This window comes from Curtobacterium sp. MCLR17_040 (genome assembly GCF_003234735.1).
Lineage (GTDB): Bacteria > Actinomycetota > Actinomycetes > Actinomycetales > Microbacteriaceae > Curtobacterium > Curtobacterium flaccumfaciens.
Genome location: NZ_QKTE01000007.1, coordinates 70,117 through 88,412, shown reverse-complemented (window position 1 = coordinate 88,412; position 18,296 = coordinate 70,117). Strand labels below are relative to the sequence as shown.

17 protein-coding genes and 1 riboswitch are annotated in these 18,296 nt (G+C 72.7%); of the genes, 6 read left to right on the top strand and 11 right to left on the bottom strand.

Annotated features, from left to right (window positions below):
- Positions 1–222 precede the first annotated feature (222 nt).
- The 3 genes from DEJ01_RS08385 to DEJ01_RS08375 are packed head-to-tail and all read left to right on the top strand — an operon-like array spanning position 223 to position 3,550.
- Positions 223–735 (top strand): MarR family winged helix-turn-helix transcriptional regulator, encoded by a 513-nt coding sequence (locus DEJ01_RS08385; RefSeq protein WP_171907864.1) that lies wholly within the window; start codon positions 223–225, stop codon positions 733–735.
- Positions 732–2,081 carry a deoxyribodipyrimidine photo-lyase gene (locus DEJ01_RS08380; RefSeq protein WP_111092718.1) on the top strand — a complete coding sequence of 450 codons (1,350 nt, stop codon included), beginning with the start codon at positions 732–734 and terminating at the stop codon, positions 2,079–2,081. Before DEJ01_RS08385 ends, DEJ01_RS08380 begins: the two co-directional genes overlap by 4 nt.
- On the top strand, positions 2,078–3,550 hold the full coding sequence (locus tag DEJ01_RS08375; protein WP_181438394.1) for a serine hydrolase: 1,473 nt from the start codon (positions 2,078–2,080) through the stop codon (positions 3,548–3,550). The genes DEJ01_RS08380 and DEJ01_RS08375 overlap by 4 nt, the downstream gene beginning before the upstream one ends.
- A gap of 30 nt (positions 3,551–3,580) precedes the next feature.
- On the opposite strand, the gene DEJ01_RS08370 is transcribed toward DEJ01_RS08375, so the two are convergent.
- Positions 3,581–4,552 carry a carbohydrate kinase family protein gene (locus tag DEJ01_RS08370; protein ID WP_111032020.1) on the bottom strand — a complete coding sequence of 324 codons (972 nt, stop codon included), beginning with the start codon at positions 4,550–4,552 and terminating at the stop codon, positions 3,581–3,583.
- 158 nt (positions 4,553–4,710) lie between these two features.
- Between DEJ01_RS08370 and DEJ01_RS08365 the strand changes: the two genes are divergently transcribed.
- Positions 4,711–5,292 carry a TetR/AcrR family transcriptional regulator gene (locus tag DEJ01_RS08365; RefSeq protein ID WP_111092716.1) on the top strand — a complete coding sequence of 194 codons (582 nt, stop codon included), beginning with the start codon at positions 4,711–4,713 and terminating at the stop codon, positions 5,290–5,292.
- Positions 5,293–5,458: 166 nt separating this feature from the next.
- Here the strand turns inward: DEJ01_RS08365 and DEJ01_RS08360 are convergent, their stop codons facing one another.
- From DEJ01_RS08360 to DEJ01_RS08340, 5 genes are all read right to left on the bottom strand, one after another.
- Positions 5,459–6,073 carry a superoxide dismutase gene (locus DEJ01_RS08360; RefSeq protein ID WP_027466323.1) on the bottom strand — a complete coding sequence of 205 codons (615 nt, stop codon included), beginning with the start codon at positions 6,071–6,073 and terminating at the stop codon, positions 5,459–5,461.
- A gap of 44 nt (positions 6,074–6,117) precedes the next feature.
- Positions 6,118–6,627 (bottom strand): flavin reductase family protein, encoded by a 510-nt coding sequence (locus tag DEJ01_RS08355; RefSeq protein WP_027466322.1) that lies wholly within the window; start codon positions 6,625–6,627, stop codon positions 6,118–6,120.
- A gap of 239 nt (positions 6,628–6,866) precedes the next feature.
- Positions 6,867–8,390 (bottom strand): MFS transporter, encoded by a 1,524-nt coding sequence (locus tag DEJ01_RS08350; protein ID WP_027466321.1) that lies wholly within the window; start codon positions 8,388–8,390, stop codon positions 6,867–6,869.
- A gap of 213 nt (positions 8,391–8,603) precedes the next feature.
- On the bottom strand, positions 8,604–9,611 hold the full coding sequence (locus DEJ01_RS08345) for a LacI family DNA-binding transcriptional regulator (protein WP_111092715.1): 1,008 nt from the start codon (positions 9,609–9,611) through the stop codon (positions 8,604–8,606).
- A complete protein-coding gene (locus DEJ01_RS08340) occupies positions 9,590–11,626 on the bottom strand; it encodes an aldo/keto reductase (RefSeq protein ID WP_111092714.1) in 2,037 nt (678 codons plus the stop codon). Before DEJ01_RS08340 ends, DEJ01_RS08345 begins: the two co-directional genes overlap by 22 nt.
- A gap of 155 nt (positions 11,627–11,781) precedes the next feature.
- On the opposite strand from DEJ01_RS08340, the gene DEJ01_RS08335 reads away from it, so the two are divergent.
- Together DEJ01_RS08335 and DEJ01_RS18110 are read left to right on the top strand one after the other, a co-directional pair.
- Positions 11,782–12,330, top strand: a complete 549-nt coding sequence (locus DEJ01_RS08335) for a TetR/AcrR family transcriptional regulator (RefSeq protein WP_071406283.1) — start codon at positions 11,782–11,784, stop codon at positions 12,328–12,330.
- A 66-nt stretch (positions 12,331–12,396) separates the two neighbouring features.
- Positions 12,397–12,567, top strand: a complete 171-nt coding sequence (locus tag DEJ01_RS18110) for a hypothetical protein (RefSeq protein WP_017888559.1) — start codon at positions 12,397–12,399, stop codon at positions 12,565–12,567.
- Between the two features lie 88 nt (positions 12,568–12,655).
- Here DEJ01_RS18110 and ribH read toward each other — a convergent pair whose 3' ends face one another.
- The 5 genes from ribH to DEJ01_RS18100 all read right to left on the bottom strand — a co-directional run bounded on the left by ribH (position 12,656) and on the right by DEJ01_RS18100 (position 18,285).
- Positions 12,656–13,135, bottom strand: a complete 480-nt coding sequence (gene ribH, locus DEJ01_RS08330) for a 6,7-dimethyl-8-ribityllumazine synthase (protein ID WP_071406282.1) — start codon at positions 13,133–13,135, stop codon at positions 12,656–12,658.
- A complete protein-coding gene (gene ribB, locus DEJ01_RS08325; RefSeq protein ID WP_111029361.1) occupies positions 13,132–13,821 on the bottom strand; it encodes a 3,4-dihydroxy-2-butanone-4-phosphate synthase in 690 nt (229 codons plus the stop codon). Before ribB ends, ribH begins: the two co-directional genes overlap by 4 nt.
- Positions 13,821–14,474: a riboflavin synthase gene (locus DEJ01_RS08320; RefSeq protein WP_111092713.1), complete on the bottom strand. Its 654-nt coding sequence runs from the start codon at positions 14,472–14,474 to the stop codon at positions 13,821–13,823. Before DEJ01_RS08320 ends, ribB begins: the two co-directional genes overlap by 1 nt.
- A gap of 94 nt (positions 14,475–14,568) precedes the next feature.
- Positions 14,569–14,703: riboswitch (FMN riboswitch) on the bottom strand.
- 318 nt (positions 14,704–15,021) lie between these two features.
- Positions 15,022–16,863: a cell wall anchor protein gene (locus DEJ01_RS18105; RefSeq protein WP_181438393.1), complete on the bottom strand. Its 1,842-nt coding sequence runs from the start codon at positions 16,861–16,863 to the stop codon at positions 15,022–15,024.
- An 87-nt stretch (positions 16,864–16,950) separates the two neighbouring features.
- Positions 16,951–18,285 (bottom strand): hypothetical protein, encoded by a 1,335-nt coding sequence (locus DEJ01_RS18100; RefSeq protein WP_181438400.1) that lies wholly within the window; start codon positions 18,283–18,285, stop codon positions 16,951–16,953.
- Positions 18,286–18,296 lie beyond the last annotated feature (11 nt).

Genomic DNA, 18,296 nt, shown 5'->3' with positions numbered 1-18,296 from the left:
CGGCCCCGGAGAGGCTGGCGCGCCGTTACCGCTTCGTTATACAGTCGGTGGTGCAGACGGTGTTTGCTGTGGCACCGCCTGTGGAATGTGATTGCAGGAAACTCTTGGTGCAAGGGAGAGGGCCGGTCGCCGACAGGCGGCCGGCCCTCGTGCATGTCGCCCGGCTCCTGTCGGACCCCGTCGGTAGTGTGGTCAGACCGTACGACCGGAGGGAACGCGAACGTGAGCGAGACACGCCGCAGTGAGAAGGCGACCGCGGTCGCCGCCTGGGAAGCGCTCTTCCGCGCCCAGGTCGCCGTGATGCGGAGTCTCAACGCGGACTTCCCCGGCGACGAGATCTCGTTCAACGAGTACGACGTCTGCTTCAACCTGTCGACCCAACCCGGCCGCCGCTGCCGCATGCGCGACCTCACCGGGCACCTGCTCCTCACCCAGCCGAGCGTCAGCCGCCTGGTCGACCGGCTGCTCGCCCGCGGCATCGTCGAGAAGCAGCCGGACCCCACGGACGCCCGCGGCGTGATCGTGGCACTGACCCCGCACGGCTTCGACGTCTACCGCCAGGTCGCCGTGCAGCACGCGGCAAGCATCGCGCAGCAGGTCGGCGCCGGACTGTCCGACCCCGAGCTCCGCACCCTCACCGAACTCTGCACGAAGCTCCGGCTGGCGGTCGGCACGGCACCGAGCCGGCGGTCGACGGCCCGCCCGGTGGCCGCTGCGGATGCGGCAACGGTGTGACCGGCGCGATCGTCTGGCTCCGTGACGACCTGCGGCTGTCGGACAACCCGGCGCTCCGTGCGGCGATCGACCACGGTGGCGACGTCACGGTGGTGGTCGTCCTCGACGAGCAGTCCCCCGGGCTCCGTCCGATCGGTGCCGCGAGCCGCTGGTGGCTGCACCACTCCCTGACCGCCCTCGATGCCGACCTACGCGAACGGGGTTCCCGGCTGGTCCTCCGGCGCGGTGCCGCGGCGACGGCGATCGACCAGCTCGTCGCCGACACCGGGGCGGACGCCGTGTACTGGAACCGTCGGTACGGCGCCGTCGAGCGGGACATCGACGCCGGCATCAAGACGGCCCTGCACGACCGTGGCGCCGAGGCGCACAGCTTCGCCGCGAACCTGCTCTGGGAACCGTGGACCGTGCTCACCGGGCAGGGCGAGCCGTACAAGGTCTTCACCCCGTTCTGGAACGCCGTCCAGGCGCTGCCCGAACCGCGCCACCCCCTGCCCGACCCCGACGACCTGCCCGCTCCGGCCGACGTCACGAGTGATGCGCTGGCCGACTGGGCACTGCTGCCGACGAAGCCCGACTGGGCCGGCGGCCTCCGTGACGCCTGGACCCCGGGCGAGCACGGCGCGCAGCAGCAGCTCGAGCACTTCGTCGAGCACGCGCTCGAGGACTACGACCAGCGCGACGAGCCCGCGATGGAGGCCACCAGCAGCCTCTCGCCGTTCCTGCGGTGGGGCGAGATCAGCCCGTACCAGGTGTGGCACCGCCTGCACGAGCGGCTCGAGCCCGCGCAGCGCCAGAACGCCGCCGCGTTCCTCCGGCAGCTGGCGTGGCGCGAGTTCAACTGGAACGAGTACTTCCACTGCGACGACATCGCCACCGTCAACGTCCGTCGGAACTTCGACGCGTTCCCGTGGCGTGACCCGGAAGCGGCCGAGCTCGACCGCTGGCGGCAGGGTCTCACGGGCTTCGACCTGGTCGACGCGGGCATGCGCGAGCTCTGGCACAGCGGCGCCATGCACAACCGGGTGCGGCTGGCCGCCGGCAGCTTCCTCGTGAAGAACCTGCTCGTCGACTGGCGCGTCGGGGAGCAGTGGTTCTGGGACACCCTGGTCGATGCCGACCCCGCCAACAACGCGGCGAACTGGCAGTGGGTCGCGGGCTCCGGCTTCGACGCCGCCCCGTACTTCCGCGTCTTCAACCCCGATCGGCAACTCGAGCGCTTCGACCCGCACCGCGAGTACGTCCGCCGCTGGATCCCCTCCGACGAGCTGCGGCCCGAACCGATGGTCGACCTGAAGGCCTCGCGGCAGCGGGCGCTCGACGCCTACGAACGGATGCGGCGCTCGTGACCGGGTCGCACCCCGCGATCGCTGCGGTCGTCGACCAGGTCGACGAGCTGTTCCGTGCTCGCGTCGAACAGGGCATCGCGCCGAGCAGCGCGTGGGGCGTGTTCGACCGCTCCGGCCTCGTCGCGTCCGGCGGGCACGGTGACCGCGGTGACGGCCGGAGCCCGGACGCCGACACCGTGTACCGCATCGCCTCCTGCACCAAGAGCGTCACCGCCGCGACCCTGCTGACCCTCGTCGCCCGGGGCGCGCTCGACCTCGACGCACCGATCACCGACTTCGTGCCGGCCTTCGGCGCCGTCACCCTGCCGACCCCGGACTCCCCCGTCCCCACGGTGCGGATGCTGCTGACGATGTCCGCCGGGTTCCCCACCGACGACCCCTGGGCCGACCGGCAGGAGTCGATCTCGGACGCCGAGCTCGACGAGGTCCTGCGCGGCGGCCTGCTGTTCGACTCGCTGCCCGGCACCCGCTTCGCCTACTCGAACCTCGGCTACGCGCTGCTCGGCCGGGTCGTCGCCGTCGTGTCGGGGCAGCCCTTCACCGCTGCCGCCAGTGAGATCGTGCTCCGTCCCCTCGGCCTCACCGACACGGTGTTCAGCGCCGCCGAGTCGACCGGCTTCGTGGTCACCGGTGTCCGCGGACACGAGGGCGACTGGGAACCCCTGCCGATGACCGGCCCCGGCGCCTTCTCGTCGATCGGCGGGCTCTTCTCGACCGTGCGTGACCTGGCGTGCTGGGCGACACACCTCGGTTCGGCGTTCTCCGCCGCACCGGAACCCGGCCCGGTCTCCCCCGCAGACCGCCGGCTCATGCAGCAGGCGATGCGGGTCGTCCCGTCGTCCGTCGTCCCGGGTTCGGCCCGCGCGACGGCGTACGGCTTCGGGCTGTTCGTCGAGCAGGACGACCGCTTCGGCGAGCTCGTCTCGCACTCTGGCGGCTACCCGGGCTTCTCCGCGCACATGCGGTGGTCCGTGCGCGACGGCCTCGGGGTCGTCGCGTTCGAGAACGCCACGCAGGCCAAGGTCTCCGCGGCCGCCCAGCAGGCGCACGACCTCGTGCTCGACGCGGCGCTGACGGCTCGGACACCCGACCCGGCGGAAGCCGGCACCGACGTGGCCGGAGCGACCAGCGGGGTGGCGGCGACCACCCGCGCGACGCGAGCCGCCCAGGCCGCCGTGACGCGCCTCCTGGCCGACTGGAGCGACGACCTGGCGGACGCCGTCTGCACGCCAAACGTGGCCATGGACGTGCCCTACGACCGCCGACGCCGGGCGGTGGCGCAGGCCGTCGCGGACGTCGGCGCCGACCTCGGTGCCGCACCGGTGTCCGAGTACTCGGCGGCGCCGTCGCACCTGCGCTGGTGGCTCCCCGGCACCTGCGGGCGACTGCGCGTCGAGATCCGGCTCGCGCCCGCCGCCGCGGGGCGCGTCCAGACCCTGAACGTCGTCCCCGAACCGTCGGAGCGCTGACCCGGGGGCACCGACCGAGAACCCGTCGGCTCAGACCGGTGGTCGACCGCCCACGAAGCCGAGTGCCCGCGCGGCGACCCGGGTGCCCTCGCGGGCTGCCGCACCGACGCGGACCGGATCCGTCGCCCACGCACGGACGAACCCGGCGACGAAGGCATCCCCTGCGCCGATGGTGTCGACGACGGTCGCCGGTGTCGCGGGGACCCGGTGGACGCTGCGGCCCCGGCGTCCGATGAGCGCGCCGTCGGCCCCGGCCGTGACGACGACCAGCGGGACGTGCTCGGTCAGCCGCCGCACCGCGGCGTCGAGGTCGTCACCCCCGGCGAGGGCGAGCGCCTCGTGCTGGTCGGGGAAGAGCACGTCGACGCCCCGGAGGGCCTCGAGGAACCGGTCGGCACCGATCGTCTCGATCACCGCCACCGACGAGGGGTCCACCGCCACGCGCGCTGGGCCGGTCCGGGCGCACGCCACGAGGTCAGCGAGCCGGTCGGCTCCGCCGCCGAGCATGGCCGCGCCGGTCAGGTGCACGATGTCGGCGCGGGCGACCACCGACGGCGGGACGTCGGCGGCGCTGATCTTCCCGCTCGCGGCGGGGTCGGACATCGCGGTGCGACCGTGGTCGTTGCGGACCGAGACCACGACCCCGGTGGACGTCATCGCGTCGTAGCGCAGGTGGGCGCGGACCCCGGCGTCCTCGAGCGCGCGCTCGTGGCGGTACACGTCGTCGACTCCGACCCGGGCGACGACGTCGACCTCGGCCCCGAGCCAGCCGAGCCACGTGGCCGTGTTGCCACCGGCACCGGTCGGCCGGTGGCGGATCTCCGCAGCGGGGTCGTGCACTCCGATCCGGTGCGCGGTGGTGTGCACGAGGACGCCGTCCAGGACGTCGCCGACGACCAGGAAGCGTTTTCCGGCGCCGCGACGACGGCCCGCGACCACCCGTCCGGCGCGGGTCCCCTCGGGCCGTGACGGCGGCAGAGCGCCCTCGTACGGCATGGACATCCGCAACAGTCTACCCGGAGCCGAGTTTTTCTCCGTTTCTATCGGTGAAAACGGAGGTTTCGCGGAGAGATCGCACACAACGACCAATGGTGTCACTGATATACCGGCTGCTAGTATGTGGGCGGTCGCGCGACCACCGCCCCGACGACGGAGATGCCATGCCCAGGAAGCCCGACCCCACCCGCAAACCCGCGATCCTCGAGAAGGTCGTCGACCACTTCGTCGAGACCAAGATCGAGGACGTCACGGTCCGGGGTATCGGCCGCGTACTCGGCACGAGCGCCTACCCGGTCGTCTACCACTTCGGCTCCCGCGACGCCCTGATCGACTCCGTCGTCGAACACCTCGCGACCTCGCACAGAGCGCCCGCACTCGACCCGGCCGCCGACACCGACGCCCTCGCCGACCACCTGGTCGCGACCTTCGGCGGGCTCGACGACCCGCACCGTGCGCTGGCCGCACGGCTCACCTTCGAGCTCGGGTCGGTCGAGTCCCTCGACGGGCGTGACCGGCAGCGCCGCGCGCACCGCTGCCAGGTCGCCGCCGTCCGGGCCTGGTGCCGAGCACACGGCGCAGACCCCGTCCTCGCCGAACGTGCGGCCCAGCACACGGTCATGGCTGCCCGCGGAGCCCAGTGGGGCGCGCTCGTCGACTGCGCGCACACCGATGCCGACGCCGCACTGCGTCGCATCGCCCACGACCTGGCAGCCAGCACGGCCGCCGCAGACCGCGCGCGCTGAGCGCACGCACCCACGCGATCGCGGACCGCTCGCGTAGCCGGCGACGGGACACGGCGACGGCGCACGGCCCGGAACGTGACCCGGACCACGAACGGGAGGCACGGTGCCAGCTGGCACCGTGCCTCCCGTTCGTCAGGTGGTCACCGTGGTGACCCGCCGACGCGGATCAGAGCGTGACGAACCGCTGCGACTTCGCGTTCTCGAAACGAGCGGCGACGTTCTCCCAGTCGACGATGTTCCAGACGGCCTTGACGTAGTCCGCCTTGACGTTCAGGTAGTCGAGGTAGAAGGCGTGCTCCCACATGTCGAGCATGAAGATCGGGACGAGGCCGAACGGGATGTTGCCCTGCTGGTCGAAGAGCTGGAACGTGGTGAGCTTCTGGCCCACGGTGTCCCAGGCCAGCACGGACCAGCCGGAGCCCTGGATGCCGTTCGCGACGGCGGCGAACTGCGCCTGGAACTTCTCGAACGAACCGAAGAACTCGTCGATCGCCGCGGCGAGCTCGCCCTCGGGGACCTTCGTGTCCGGGCCGAGGTTGGTCCAGAAGATCGAGTGGTTCACGTGGCCACCGAGGTGGAACGCGAGGTCCTTCTCGAGCTTGTTGATCGCGCCGAAGTTGCCGGACTCACGGGCCTCACCGAGCTGCTGCAGCGCGGTGTTGGCACCGGTCACGTAGGCCTGGTGGTGCTTGTCGTGGTGCAGCTGCATGATCTTGCCGCTGATGTGCGGCTCGAGCGCGGCGTAGTCGTACGGCAGTTCCGGCAGGGTGTACTCAGCCATGTGAGGTCCTTTCGATCAGTGGGTTGTGGACGCGGCTCCGCGGCTCACGAGAGCCGGGAACGATCGGTGAGGGAGTGGAATTCCCGGTTGTGGTAGACCAGCGGCTCGCCGCGGTCGGCGCCGACGATGATGTCGAGCACCTCGGCCACGACGACGGTCGAGCTGCCGATGGGCGTCGTCGACAGCGGTCGGCAGCGGAGCGCACTCGCCGCACTCGGCAGGTAGCGATCGCCGGACGGCAGGGTGCCCCAGATGGGGTCGTCGGCGGCCGGGCTGCCGGTCGAGGCGAAGCGCTTCGCGAGTGCGACCCCGAGGGAGTCGACCAGGTGCACGACGAACAGCGGCGCACCGAGCACGACCCCGGCCGAGCCGGAGTTCGTCGAGAGCGAGAAGACCAGCACGGGCGGGTCGACGGCGACGCTCGCGACGCTCGAGGCGGTGAGGCCGGTCGGTCCGTCGGGGCCTTCGGCCGTGATGACGGCGACGCCGGCAGGGTGCCCGCGGAAGGCGGACTTGTACGCGTCGGCGATGGTTGCCGGTGCTTCGTCGGGCATGGTGATCGTGGTCGTTCCTTCGGGAGGGGCTGCCGTCACTCGGCGGCTGTCACCCAACGTATGACCTGAACCCTGGTTGAGGTCAACGATTCACAGGTTCGGGCGTGGCCGGGCGCGCCGTTGCGGGCGCTTCGTGAGCAGGAATGGTCGGGTCACGCATGGCGACCCGACCATTCCTGCTCACCAAGCGCAGCGACGCTCGCGGCGCAGCGAAGTGCGCGCGGCGGCCGCGCGGCCGCTCAGCGGCGCTTGAGCATGACGAGCGCGCCCGCGGCCGCCACCACCATGAGCACCGCGGCGACGCCCGCCGTGATCGTCACGCCGGAGTCGAAGGCCGCCCGCGCCGATTCGAGCAGCACCTGCCCGGCGCTGCCGCCGAGCTGCCCCGCCGCGGCGACCGCGCCGCCGAGGGTCTCCTGCGCCGCGACGTGCGCCGCCGAGGACAACCCGTCGGGCACCACGACGTGCGCCCGGTAGGTCGTCGCCAGGATCGTCCCGAGCACCGCGGTCCCGAGCACGGCGCCGATCTCGTACGCCGTCTCGGACATGGCCGACGCCGCACCCGCCTTGTCCGCCGGTGCCGTCGAGATGATGAGGTCGTTCGTCACCGTCTCGGACGCCCCGATCCCGATGCCGAGCAGCACGAACGCGAACGCCAGGGCGGCGATGGAGGCGTGGTGTCCGAGGACCGCGACGAGGGCGTACGCCGCCGCCGAGAACAGCAGCGCGACCGACACGACCCAGCGCGGGGCGACACGCGCCACGATCGGCACGACCGCGAGCCCGGCGACGATGGTCAGGACCGACCCCGGGATGAGGACGACGCCGGATGCGAACGGGTCGAGCCCGGCCACGAGCTGCAGGTGCTGGGCGATGAAGAACAGGAACCCGGTGAGCGAGAACATCGCCGCCAGGTTCATCAGCACGCTGCCGGTGAAGGCCGTGCTGCGGAACAGCCGCAGGTCGAGCATCGGCGTGCGGGACCGCAGCTGGCGACGGACGAACGCGATGCCGCACACGACACCGACGGCGAGCATGGCGATCGCGAGGCCGCGCTCCTCGGGGTGCACGACCGACTTGATGGCCCAGGCGATCGGTGCGAGCGCGCCGAGGGACAGGAACATGCTCGGCAGGTCGACCGGCCCGGGCATCGGGTCGCGGGACTCCGGCACGCAGAACGGCACGCCGACGAGCATGAGCACGAGGATCGGCACCGCGACCAGGAACACGCTGCCCCAGTGGAAGTGTGCGAGCAGCGCGCCGCCGACGAGCGGGCCGAGGGCGTTGCCGGCCGCGAACATGGTCGACCAGACGGCGAGCGCCATCCGCCGCTCCCCCGCGTCCACGAACACGTTGCGGATGATCGAGAGCGTGGCGGGCATGAGCATCGCGCCGAACACGCCCATCGCGATCCGGGCCGCGACGAGCATCCAGGCGTCGGTCGCGAAGGCCGCGGCCACCGAGAACAGTGCGAACCCGGTCGCCCCGATCACCAGGATCCGCCGGCGGCCGATGCGGTCACCGATGCTGCCCATCACGACGAGTAGGCCGGCGAGCACCAGCGGGTACGCGTCCACGATCCAGAGCTGCGTGGTCGCGTCCGGGTTCAGCGCGCGGCTGATCGACGGCAGCGCGAAGCTCAGGATGGTGTTGTCGACCGAGATGAGCAGGACCGGCAGCATGAGCACGGCGAGCGCGAGGAACCGTCGGGCGCGGCTCCCGGTGACGCGGGTGGCGACGGGGCTGGTGAGCAGTGCGGACACGGCGGACTCCTGGGACTTCGAGCCGGACCAGGTCGACGGCGGGTGGTACGTGGGGCAGACGAGACGGGACGCGGGATGGACACGCGCCCCGTCAGGACTCCGTTAGTGTACCGTCCGGACGGTTTTGGTTGCAAATGCAACTGACGGCGGCCGGGAGGCCCGTGCCGGTCCCGCCACGGGCCTTGCGTCGGTCCACTGGTCGCGTCGTCGGGCCTACGCCGATTCGCGGAGCAGCAACCGGTGTCGCACCGTGCGCTGGACGGCCGCGCCCGAGCGCGGCAGCTCGCCCGCGAGCATGCCGAGCGCCAGGTCGAGGGCCTGGCCGGCGACCTCGTCGAGGTCGACGGCCAGCGTGGTGAGCGTCGGCGCGACGAGCGTCCCGAGCGGCAGGCCGTCGACGCCGACCACGCGGACGTCCCCGGGGACGTCGACGCCGGCACGACGGCATGCCGACAGCACGCCGAGGGCCAACACGTCGTTGAACGCCAGGACCGCGTCCACCCGGCGGTGCTCGGCGAGGATCCGTTCGGTCCGTTCGGCACCGGCCTCTGCCGTGGGCGCGGACGCGACGACGAGGTCGGGCAGGTACCCGCGACGCCGGAGTGCCGCGACCATGTGCTCCCCGCGCTGGCTCGGTACGCCGTCGGCGGCGGCGTCGAGCACGACGGGGTGCTTCACCCCGACGTCGACGAGGTGGTCGGCGAGGTCCTCGATCGCGGCGGTCGGGTCGATCCGGACCGCGGCGCGGGTCACCGGCCCCGAGGGGTCGAGCTCGACGACCGGGACCGAGCCGAGCCGTTCGATCCACTCCGGGGCGCGGGACCCGAGGTAGCCGATCACGACGTCGGTCTGGGCACCGAGGGACTCCACCATCCGGTCCGAGTCGCTCGCGAGCCCGACGTCGGCGAGCATGACGTTCCACCCGCGGGCGGCGGCCAGGCCGAGCACCGCGGATGCGAGTGCCGGTGCGTAGGGGTTCCGCAGGTCGTTGACGACGAGCCCGAGCTGGTGGTCGCCACCCGTGACGAGCCCGCGGCCGAACCGTGACGGACGGTAGTCGAGCGCCGCCGCGGCCTGGAGCACGCGGTCCTTGGTCGCCGCGCTGATGCCGGACATGCCGTTCATCGCGCGGGTGACGGTCTGCCGGGACACCCCGGCGGCCGCGGCGACGTCGATGATCGTCGCGCGGCCGCCCGGGGTCAGGCGCGGAGGTCCAGCCATGCCACCTGTTCCGGGGAGAGGTCGACGGAGAGGCCGGTCATGGACGACCGGGCCTCCGCGATCGTACGGGGTCCGAAGAGCGGGAACGTCGGGAACGGCTGGTTGAGCACGTACGCCAGGGCGATCGCCGTCGCGGGGACGCCGAACTGCTCGCCGAGCTCCCGCGCACGCCGGAGCCGCTCGAAGTTGTCGTCCGAGTAGTAGCAGCGGACGAGTTCGGCGTCGCTGGTGTCCTCGGGCGTCGCGCGGCCGGTGAAGAACCCGCGGGCCTGCGACGACCACGGCAGCAGCGGGACCTGGCGTTCCTCCAGCCACGCCTTCGATGCCGCATCGGTCGCGTGTTCGCAGCCGTCCCACGGCACGTCGTACGCCTCGGCGAGACCGAAGTGGTTGCTGAGCACCTCGAACCCGTGCTTGCCGTTGGCCCGTGCGTAGGCGTTCGCCTCGTCGAACCGCGCAGGGGTCCAGTTCGAGCCGCCGTAGACGCGGATGCGGCCGGCCCGGCGGTGCTCGTCGAGCACGTCGACGAACTCCCCCACCGGGATGTCGGGGTTGTCGCGGTGCATCATGTAGATGTCCGCGTAGTCGGTGCCCTGGCGCTCGAGGCTCTCGAGCAGCTGCCGGGTGATCGACTCCGGGTCACAGTGCGGGGTGTGGGCGCCCTTCGTGATGACGACCACGTCCTCGCGGATCCCCCGGTTCTGGATCCACCTGCCGAGCCGTCCTTCGAGCACACCGCCGCCGTAGATGTAGCCGGTGTCGAAGACGTTGCCGCCCTGCTCGACGAACAGGTCGAAGATCGCGCTGGCGTGTGCCAGGTCGGGCTGGTTGTCGACGCCCATCACCAGGCGGGACATCCGCTTGCCGACGCCCGGCACCTCGCCGTAGCGCATCGGGGTGCCGTCCTGCACGGTGAGCGGCCGGCCGGACACCGTCGGGATGTCGGCGGTCTCGGCCTCGAACGGGTAGCGCAGGCCGATCGCCGCGCGCCACCTGTCGAGCGTGCGGGCGGTGGCGAGGGTCTCGTCGATGGTCATCTGCGCCGCTTCGACCCCGCCGGCACGCAGGGCGTCGGTGGTGGCGTCGGCTTCTCGGGCGTAGGGGTGCTCACCCGCGAACGACAGCGAGCGAGGGGGTTCGTCGACGGTGTGGATCTCGATGGTGGGGTCGTCGCCCAGGGTCCACGGGTCGGTGAGCACGATGCGACCGCGCGAGCCGTACACCGACACCGCGTTGTCGTCCTGCACGAAGACGCCGGTCCGGACCGTCGCCGTGATCCCGCCCTTGTAGGTGAGCTGCGCGACCGTCCACTCGTCGACACCGGTCGGCCCGAGGGTGCCCGTGGCGGTGAGGTCCACGGGCTCGGCGACGGCGACCCCGGTCGCGGCCTGCACGATCGCCGCGGCCATCGTCACCGGGTACCCGCCGACGTCGAGGATCCCGCCGCCGGCGGTGCCGACGTCGAACAGTCGACCGGTGCGCTCGCCCGTCCGGAACGCGAACGAGGCGTCGACGTGGGTCACGTCGCCGATCACGCCGTCGCGGATCAGGTCGAGCAGTGCCGCGGTCTGCGGATGGAAGCGGTACATGAACGCCTCGACGAGCGGCAGGCCGGCCTGGCGTGCGGCGTCGGTGAGCGCCATCGCGGTGCCGTGGTTCACGGCGAGGGGCTTCTCGCAGAGGACGGCCTTGCCAGCCTCGAGTGCGGCGAGCACGAGTCGGGCGTGCCCGGTGTGCACGGTCGACACGTAGACGGCGTCCACCCGCGGGTCGGCGAGGACCTCGTCGTAGGTCCCGGCGGTCACGTCCGCGAACCCGAACCCGGCGGCCTCGTCGGCGAAGCCCTGCGCCCGCTCGGCGGACGAACTGCCGGCCGCGACCAGGACACCCCCGCTGGCGGGCAGCTGCGAGAGGAAGCGTCGGGCGATGCCGCCGGGGCCGAGGACGGCCCACCCGGGGCGGTCGGTGGTGGTCGAGGTCGGGGTGGTGGCGGTGTTCGCCGTCTGCGCTGACATGCGGATCCTTGTCGTCTCGTGAACCTTCACGGTCGGCTCGACGCTAGCCGGTGCTGGAACGATGAGCAACGGTCCCGCGGCATTTCGTGAGCGTTCACGGCGACCACGGAGGAGCTGGCGTCCGCGCCCCCCGGAACTGCTCCTAGACTCTCGGCATGGCCAGTGCCCGCGACCGTGTCCTCGACAGCTTCGTCGCCATCGTGTGCGAGGAGGGCGAGCGTCCCGCCACGCTCGACGCCGTCGCCGCGCGCGCCGGCGTCTCGAAGGGCGGGCTGCTCTACCACTTCGGCTCGAAGGCCGCCCTGGTCGAGGGGCTCTGCGAACGCCTGTCCGACCTGTCCGCGATCGACGTCGAGCGCATGCAGGACGCCGAGGACGGTGCCGCGCGCTACTTCGTCCGCAACTGCCTGTTCGTCGGCAGCGAGCTGGACCTCGCCCTGCTCGCCGCGAGCCGCCTGCAGCAGGCCGGCTACGAAGAGGCCGGACGCACCCTCGACGACACCGAGAACGCCTGGCTCGCCACCCTCGTCGACGCCCTCGGCGACGAGCCGACCGCGCAGGCCGTCAAGCTCCTCGGCGACGGGCTGTACCACCAGGCCTCACTCGGTGCCGCGAGCGAGGTGCGACCGAAGCGGGGCAGCGTCGACATGGAGACCCTGCTCACCGTCGTCGACCGTCTGATCGCGACGCGACCCGGAGCGTGAACCGGCACACCCCCGGCTGGGGATAGACTGGGGAACGATCCACTCGTCGACACCCGGAGGTATCCCGTGGGCCGCGTCATCGCCGCTGTTTTCTCGATCCTGCTGCTGCTGGTGTCGATGTACCTGTTCGGGTTCGCCTTCCAGGTCGAGTCGGGCCAGGCCTTCGTCTTCATGGCCGGCGTGCTCCTGATGAGCCTCTCCTTCTTCCTGCCGATCCACGTGTTCGGCAAGCGCTGACCAGCAAGCGCTGACCCGCTAGCGCAAAACGGCCCCGCACCTCACCGGTGCGGGGCCGTTCTGCTTGGAGCGTCAGATCACGAGCCGATCAGACCGGGAGGCGCAGGGACCGCAGCGTCACCGCGGTGCTGATCGCCGCGTGTGCGGCCTCGGCGCCCTTGTCCTCCTTGGAGTCGGGCAGCCCGGCTCGGTCGAGCCCCTGCTGCTCGTCGTCCAGCGTGAGCACGCCGAACCCGACGGGCTTGCCGGTGTCGATCGCGACCTGCGTCAGACCGCTCGTCGCAGCACCCGAGACGTACTCGAAGTGCGGGGTGCCGCCGCGGATGATGACGCCGAGCGCGACCGCCGCGTCGAAACCGGCCTCGAGCGCGGTCTTCGCGACCACGGGCAGCTCGAAGCTGCCGGGGACGGGGATGACCTCGGCCGTCGCCCCGAGCCGCTCGACCTCGCGCTGTGCCCCGGCCAGCAGGCCCGCGGCGATGGTGTCGTGCCACTGTCCGGCGATGACGGCCACCCGGATCCCGGTGCCGTCGACCTGGTCGCGGTCTGCCGCGCCTGCTCCGCTCATCGTGTCGTTCCTTCCGTGGGCGCTGCGGTCGCTGCCGCCGCCCGGTCTGCCGCGTCCAGCCACTCGGCGAGCGCGGCGATGGTGATGACGGGCACGCCCTCGCGTGCCCCGAGTCCGACGAGCGCCGGCAGCCGCATCATGCTGCCGTCCTCGTCGACGATCTCGCAGATCGCCGCAGCGGGCCGGAGTCCGGCCGCCGTGACGAGCTCGATCGCTGCTTCGGTGTGCCCGGCGCGCTCCCGGACCCCGCCCGGTCGTGCGCGCAGGGGCACCACGTGTCCGGGTCGGTGCAGGTCGTCGCGCACCGAGGTCGGGTCGGCGAGGACCCGCAGCGTACGGGCACGGTCGTGGGCGCTGATGCCGGTGGTCACGCCGACGGCGGCGTCGACGGTGACCGTGTAGGCCGTGCCGCGGACGTCCTCGTTGTGCGCCACCATCGGCGGCAGGTCGAGGGCGTCGGCGATCTCGGTGCTGAGCGGCGCGCAGATGAACCCGGACGAGTGCGCGACGGTCCACGCGATCCACTCCGGCGAGGCGAGCTCGGCGGACAGGATGACGTCACCCTCGTTCTCGCGGTCCTCGTCGTCGACGACGATCACCGGACGACCGGCGGCGATCGACGCGATCGCGGCCTCGATGCTCGACAACCCGAGTGCCTGCGGGACGGCACCGGCCTCGGCGACCATCACCGGGCCTCCGATCCGACGGTCTCGAGCGACTGCGCCGCGGCGTCGAGCCGCAGCATGCGGCGGACGTGCCGTGCCAGGACGTCGGTCTCGACGTTCACCCGGTCACCCGGCACGCGGAGCCCGAGCGTCGTCGCCTCGAGCGTCTCGGGGATCAGGCTCACCTCGAACCAGGCCGCGTCGGGCGCGGTGGCCTCGGGCGAGACCGCGCTGACCGTGAGCGAGACGCCGTCGAGCGCGATCGAGCCCTTGTCGACCACGAGCGGGCTGAGTGCGGGCACGAGCGAGAACCGCACGCGTCGCCAGCCGTCACCGTCTGCCGTCTCGAGCACCGTGGCGGTGCCGTCGATGTGGCCCTGCACGATGTGCCCGCCCAGGCGGTCGCCCACCGAGGCGGCGCGCTCGAGGTTCAGGCGGTCCCCCACCCGGAGTGCACCGTGGGCGCTCATGTCGAGGGTCTGCTTCATGACGAAGGCGGTGAAGGTCTCGGGGGTCTGCTCGACGACGGTCAGGCAGACACCACTCGTCGCGATCGAGTCGCCGTGCCGGGCGTCCTGCACGACGACGGGGCCGTGGACGGTGAGCGCGACGGAGTCGCCCTGCTGCTCGACGGCGGTGACGGTGCCGAGTTCCTCGATGATGCCGGTGAACACTGGTGTCCTCTCAACGGGACTCCGGGGGCGTTCGACGATCGTCGGCATCGACGGACGGGTCGCGCCCCACGGGTCGTGGGGTCGTCCTGTCCGCCCAGCGCGCCTCCCATCCGGACTTTCACCGTCGGTCCCGGAATCCCACCGGGTCAACCTCTGTCGGGTTCGCACCCGTCATCAGTTCGTGGACTGTCACCACCGGCTCGGAATTACACCGACCCCGGAGCGCTTGCGTAGTCGGAACGATACCCCAGGCCGCTGACGGCCGCGCCACGGTGGCAGCGCCGTCGTAACCGGGCGTCTCCCCGGGCACGGTGAGCACGTGGCACCCGCGGTGTCCGGCGTCCGCGTCCGGCGGCGGACGTCCGCACTGCGACGATGCACGAGTCGATCGACGAGCGTTCCGTCGGAACATGCACACGCATCCGATGCGCCGACATGTTCCGACAGGACATCCGTCGATCCTCCGGTGTTCTGTCGTGGAACGCGCACGCCCCTGGGCACGGTGACGAGGGGCGCCACGGTGTGACGCCCCTCGATCACCCGCCGGTCAGTGCCGGCGACGGAGCACGAGCGTGCCCGCTCCGGCGAGGAGCAGCAGGAGCGCGAACCCGGCGGGCAGGACCGGCGAGCCGGCTCCCGTGTAGGCGAGCTCCGGCTGGCCGTCACCGGCCGCGGCTGCTGCCGCGACGGTCCCGGCGCTGGTGCGGACCCCGCTGGTGGCAGCGGTCGTGGTGGTCACCACACCCGCCGTGGAGGCCCGGGTCGGCTCGACGACGTCGACCGTGCCCACCGGGATGGTCGCCGTGCCGGGCGTGGTACCGGTGTCGGTGCCCGTCCCGTCGGTGGGGACGGTGCCCGGGTCGGTACCGGGGTCGGTGCCCGGGTCGGTGCCGGGGTCCGTACCGGGGTCGGTGCCCGGGTCGGTGCCCGGGTCCGTCCCCGGGTCGGTCCCGGGGTTCGTGCCGGTGCCGGGGGTGGTGCTGGTGCCGTCACCGACGATGCCGATCCCGTTGCCGCCGATCGTGATCGGCAGGCTGATCACCGGGGTGACCTGGGTGCCGGAGAGCAGGCCGCCGTCGCCGGAGGTCGAACCGCCGGTCGTCGGGGTCGTGGTGCCGGTGGCCGGAGCCGTGGCGCCGCCGGTGCTCGTGCCGTCACCGAGGACACCGATGCCGTTGCCACCGATCGTCACCGGGACGTCGACGACCGGGGACACCTGCGTACCCGAAGCCGTGCCGTCCGAACCAGAGGTCGAACCACCGGCCGCCGGGGTCGTGGTACCGGTGGCCGGAGCCGTGGCGCCGCCGGTGCTCGTGCCGTCACCGAGGACACCGATGCCGTTGCCACCGATCGTCACCGGGACGTCGATGACCGGGGACACCTGCGTACCCGAGGCCGTGCCGTCCGAACCAGAGGTCGAACCACCGGCCGCCGGAGCGGTCCCGGTGCCCGAGCCCGCAGCGGGCGCGGTGCCCGTCGAGGTGCCCGTCCCGAGCAGCCCGATGCCGTTGTCCGCCACCGTGACCGGGATCGAGACGACCGGGGACACCTGCGTACCCGAAGCCGTGCCGTCCGAACCCGAGGTCGAACCACCGGCCGCCGGGGTCGTCGTGCCGGTGGCCGGAGCCGTCGTGCCGCCGGTGCTCGTGCCGTCACCGAGGACACCGATGCCGTTGCCACCGATCGTCACCGGGACGTCGACCAGACCGGTCACCTGGGTGCCGGAGAGCAGTCCGTCGGTGCCCGAGGTGGTGGGCGCCGACGGGGCTTCGGCAGCCGGCGCCGGTGTCGCCGCCGCCGGGGCGGTCGACGTCGCGGTGCCGTCGCCGAGGACGCCGATCCCGTTGCCGGACACCGTCACGGGGACGGTCACGGCCGGAGCGACCTGGGTGCCGGAAGCGGTGCCGTCCTCGCCCGAGGTGCTCGGAGCGGGAGCGGCAGGAGCGGCAGGAGCCGGTGCCGGTGCCGGTGCTGCAGGCACCGGAGCTGCCGCGGGTGCGGGTGCGGCGGCCGAGACCGCGTCACCGGCGACGGCAACGGCGTTGCCGCCGACCGTCACCGGTGCCGCGACGTCCGGCACCACCTGGGTGCCCGAGAGCGTGCCGTCCTCGCCCGAGGTGCTGGGGGCAGGAGCGGTCGTGGCCGGAGCCGGAGCAGGCGCCGGAGCGGCGGGCGTGGACCCGGTCGCCGTCGACACCGCGTCGCCGAGCACGGCGATCGCGTTGCCGCCGAGGGACACCGGGGCGTCGACGGCGGGGGCCACCTGGGTGCCCGAGACGGTGCCGTCGGCACCGGATGTCGTGGCCGCGTTCGCCGCAGCCGTGCCGCCGAGCGTGAGCCCGCCGACGAAGAGGGCGAACCAGAGCCCTCTGGAGACGTACTTGTTCATGGTCGTACTCCCTGATCGAGATCGTCACCGACCGCGGACGCAGCCGGGATGTGTGCGTGCCTGCCGTGGAGGACAGGCGCACCGATCTCAGTCAGGGGCGACGTCGTGCTCGCCGACGACCGATGCGGGGACCGCGTCGTCGGAGAGCGTGCCGCGAGACCCCGCGGCGAGGGAGACGATGTCGTCGGTCGAGCCGACGATGCCGACGGCTGCTGCGCCGCCGGAGGTCGAGGAGGCACTGCCACCGAGCACGCCGGCGTCGGCTCCGTCGAACGGGAGCCCGTGGCCCTCGCCGTCCGCGGGGACGAGCAGCGCGTGTCCGCCGAGGGTCGCGTCCTGCACATCGACGGCCGAGTCGACCGGGCCGACCGTTGCCGTCGTGGCGGCTACGTCGACGGGCTCCGACGGGCGGAGTCCGGCTGCGCGGTCGCCCACGGCATCGGCGGCGACGACGCGTACGGATGCGGGTGCGGTGAGCACCGTGGCGCCCTGCGTGGCGACGGTTCCGGGCCGGACGGGTGCGTTCGCGACCGGCACCGACGGGACGGGCCCGGCGGACGGGTTCGAGCCGCCGCCCACCGGGAGCGCGGGGACGTCGACGACGGGGTCCGTGCCTCCTGGCAGGGTGCCGCCGACGGACGGGACGACGCCCTCGACCACGTCGGGGACGGTGCCGACGGTCGTGCCGACCGAGCCGAGCGTGTCGTCGACCAGGCCCGTGACCGGACCGGTGACGGTGACGAGGGTGTCGTCGCCGAGGACCGTGCCGACCACCGGGACGCTGCCGACGACGTCGTCGACGGTGTCGACGACGGTGGTCACCGGGCGCGCGTCGGTGACGCGTTCCACGGTGCCGGTGACGGGGCGCAGGACGTTCGCGACGGTGTCGGTGGCCGGCCGGGAGGCACTGGTCACCTGGTCGACGACCTGTCGCACCGGGCGCGTGGCCGGGTGGGCCGCAGGGGCGGTCGTGGTCGGCTGGGCAGCCGGTGTGGTCGCGACCGGAGCGGGGCTCGACGGCGCGGGGGCTGCGGGAGCAGGTGCGGGCGCTGCGGGTGCCGGTGCGGGAGCCGGTGCGGGCGCTGCGGGCACCGGAGCAGGTGCGGGCGCGGGGGCCGGAGCGGGCGCTGCAGGTGCAGGTGCAGCTGCAGGTGCAGGTGACACGGCCTTGCGGACGGGATCCGTCACGCCGCCGACGACCTTGCCGACCTCACCGGTCACGCCCTGCACGGTGCCACCGACGCCGTCGACGACGCTGCCGACGAGTCCGCGCTGCTCGATCGGTGCGGCGGAGGTCGTCGCGGCGGAGGCCGGTCGCGCGCCGAGCAGCAGGGACAGCAGCACGAGGGCGGCGAGGGTCCCGACGCCCAGCAGGACGATGCGGAGTGCGGCGCGCCAGGGTGCGCGCAACGGGTGGTCCATGCGCTCACCTC

Bases quoted from the DNA above. Each gene is read 5' to 3' on its own strand.
- DEJ01_RS08370 (WP_111032020.1), bottom strand. From the start codon at position 4,552: ATGTCCATGCCGTACGAGGGCGCTCTGCCGCCGTCACGGCCCGAGGGG.
- DEJ01_RS08365 (WP_111092716.1), top strand. From the start codon at position 4,711: ATGCCCAGGAAGCCCGACCCCACCCGCAAACCCGCGATCCTCGAGAAG.
- DEJ01_RS08360 (WP_027466323.1), bottom strand. From the start codon at position 6,073: ATGGCTGAGTACACCCTGCCGGAACTGCCGTACGACTACGCCGCGCTC.
- DEJ01_RS08355 (WP_027466322.1), bottom strand. From the start codon at position 6,627: ATGCCCGACGAAGCACCGGCAACCATCGCCGACGCGTACAAGTCCGCC.
- DEJ01_RS08345 (WP_111092715.1), bottom strand. From the start codon at position 9,611: ATGGCTGGACCTCCGCGCCTGACCCCGGGCGGCCGCGCGACGATCATC.
- DEJ01_RS08340 (WP_111092714.1), bottom strand. From the start codon at position 11,626: ATGTCAGCGCAGACGGCGAACACCGCCACCACCCCGACCTCGACCACC.
- DEJ01_RS08335 (WP_071406283.1), top strand. From the start codon at position 11,782: ATGGCCAGTGCCCGCGACCGTGTCCTCGACAGCTTCGTCGCCATCGTG.
- ribH (WP_071406282.1), bottom strand. From the start codon at position 13,135: ATGAGCGGAGCAGGCGCGGCAGACCGCGACCAGGTCGACGGCACCGGG.
- ribB (WP_111029361.1), bottom strand. From the start codon at position 13,821: ATGGTCGCCGAGGCCGGTGCCGTCCCGCAGGCACTCGGGTTGTCGAGC.
- DEJ01_RS18105 (WP_181438393.1), bottom strand. From the start codon at position 16,863: ATGAACAAGTACGTCTCCAGAGGGCTCTGGTTCGCCCTCTTCGTCGGC.
- DEJ01_RS18100 (WP_181438400.1), bottom strand. From the start codon at position 18,285: ATGGACCACCCGTTGCGCGCACCCTGGCGCGCCGCACTCCGCATCGTC.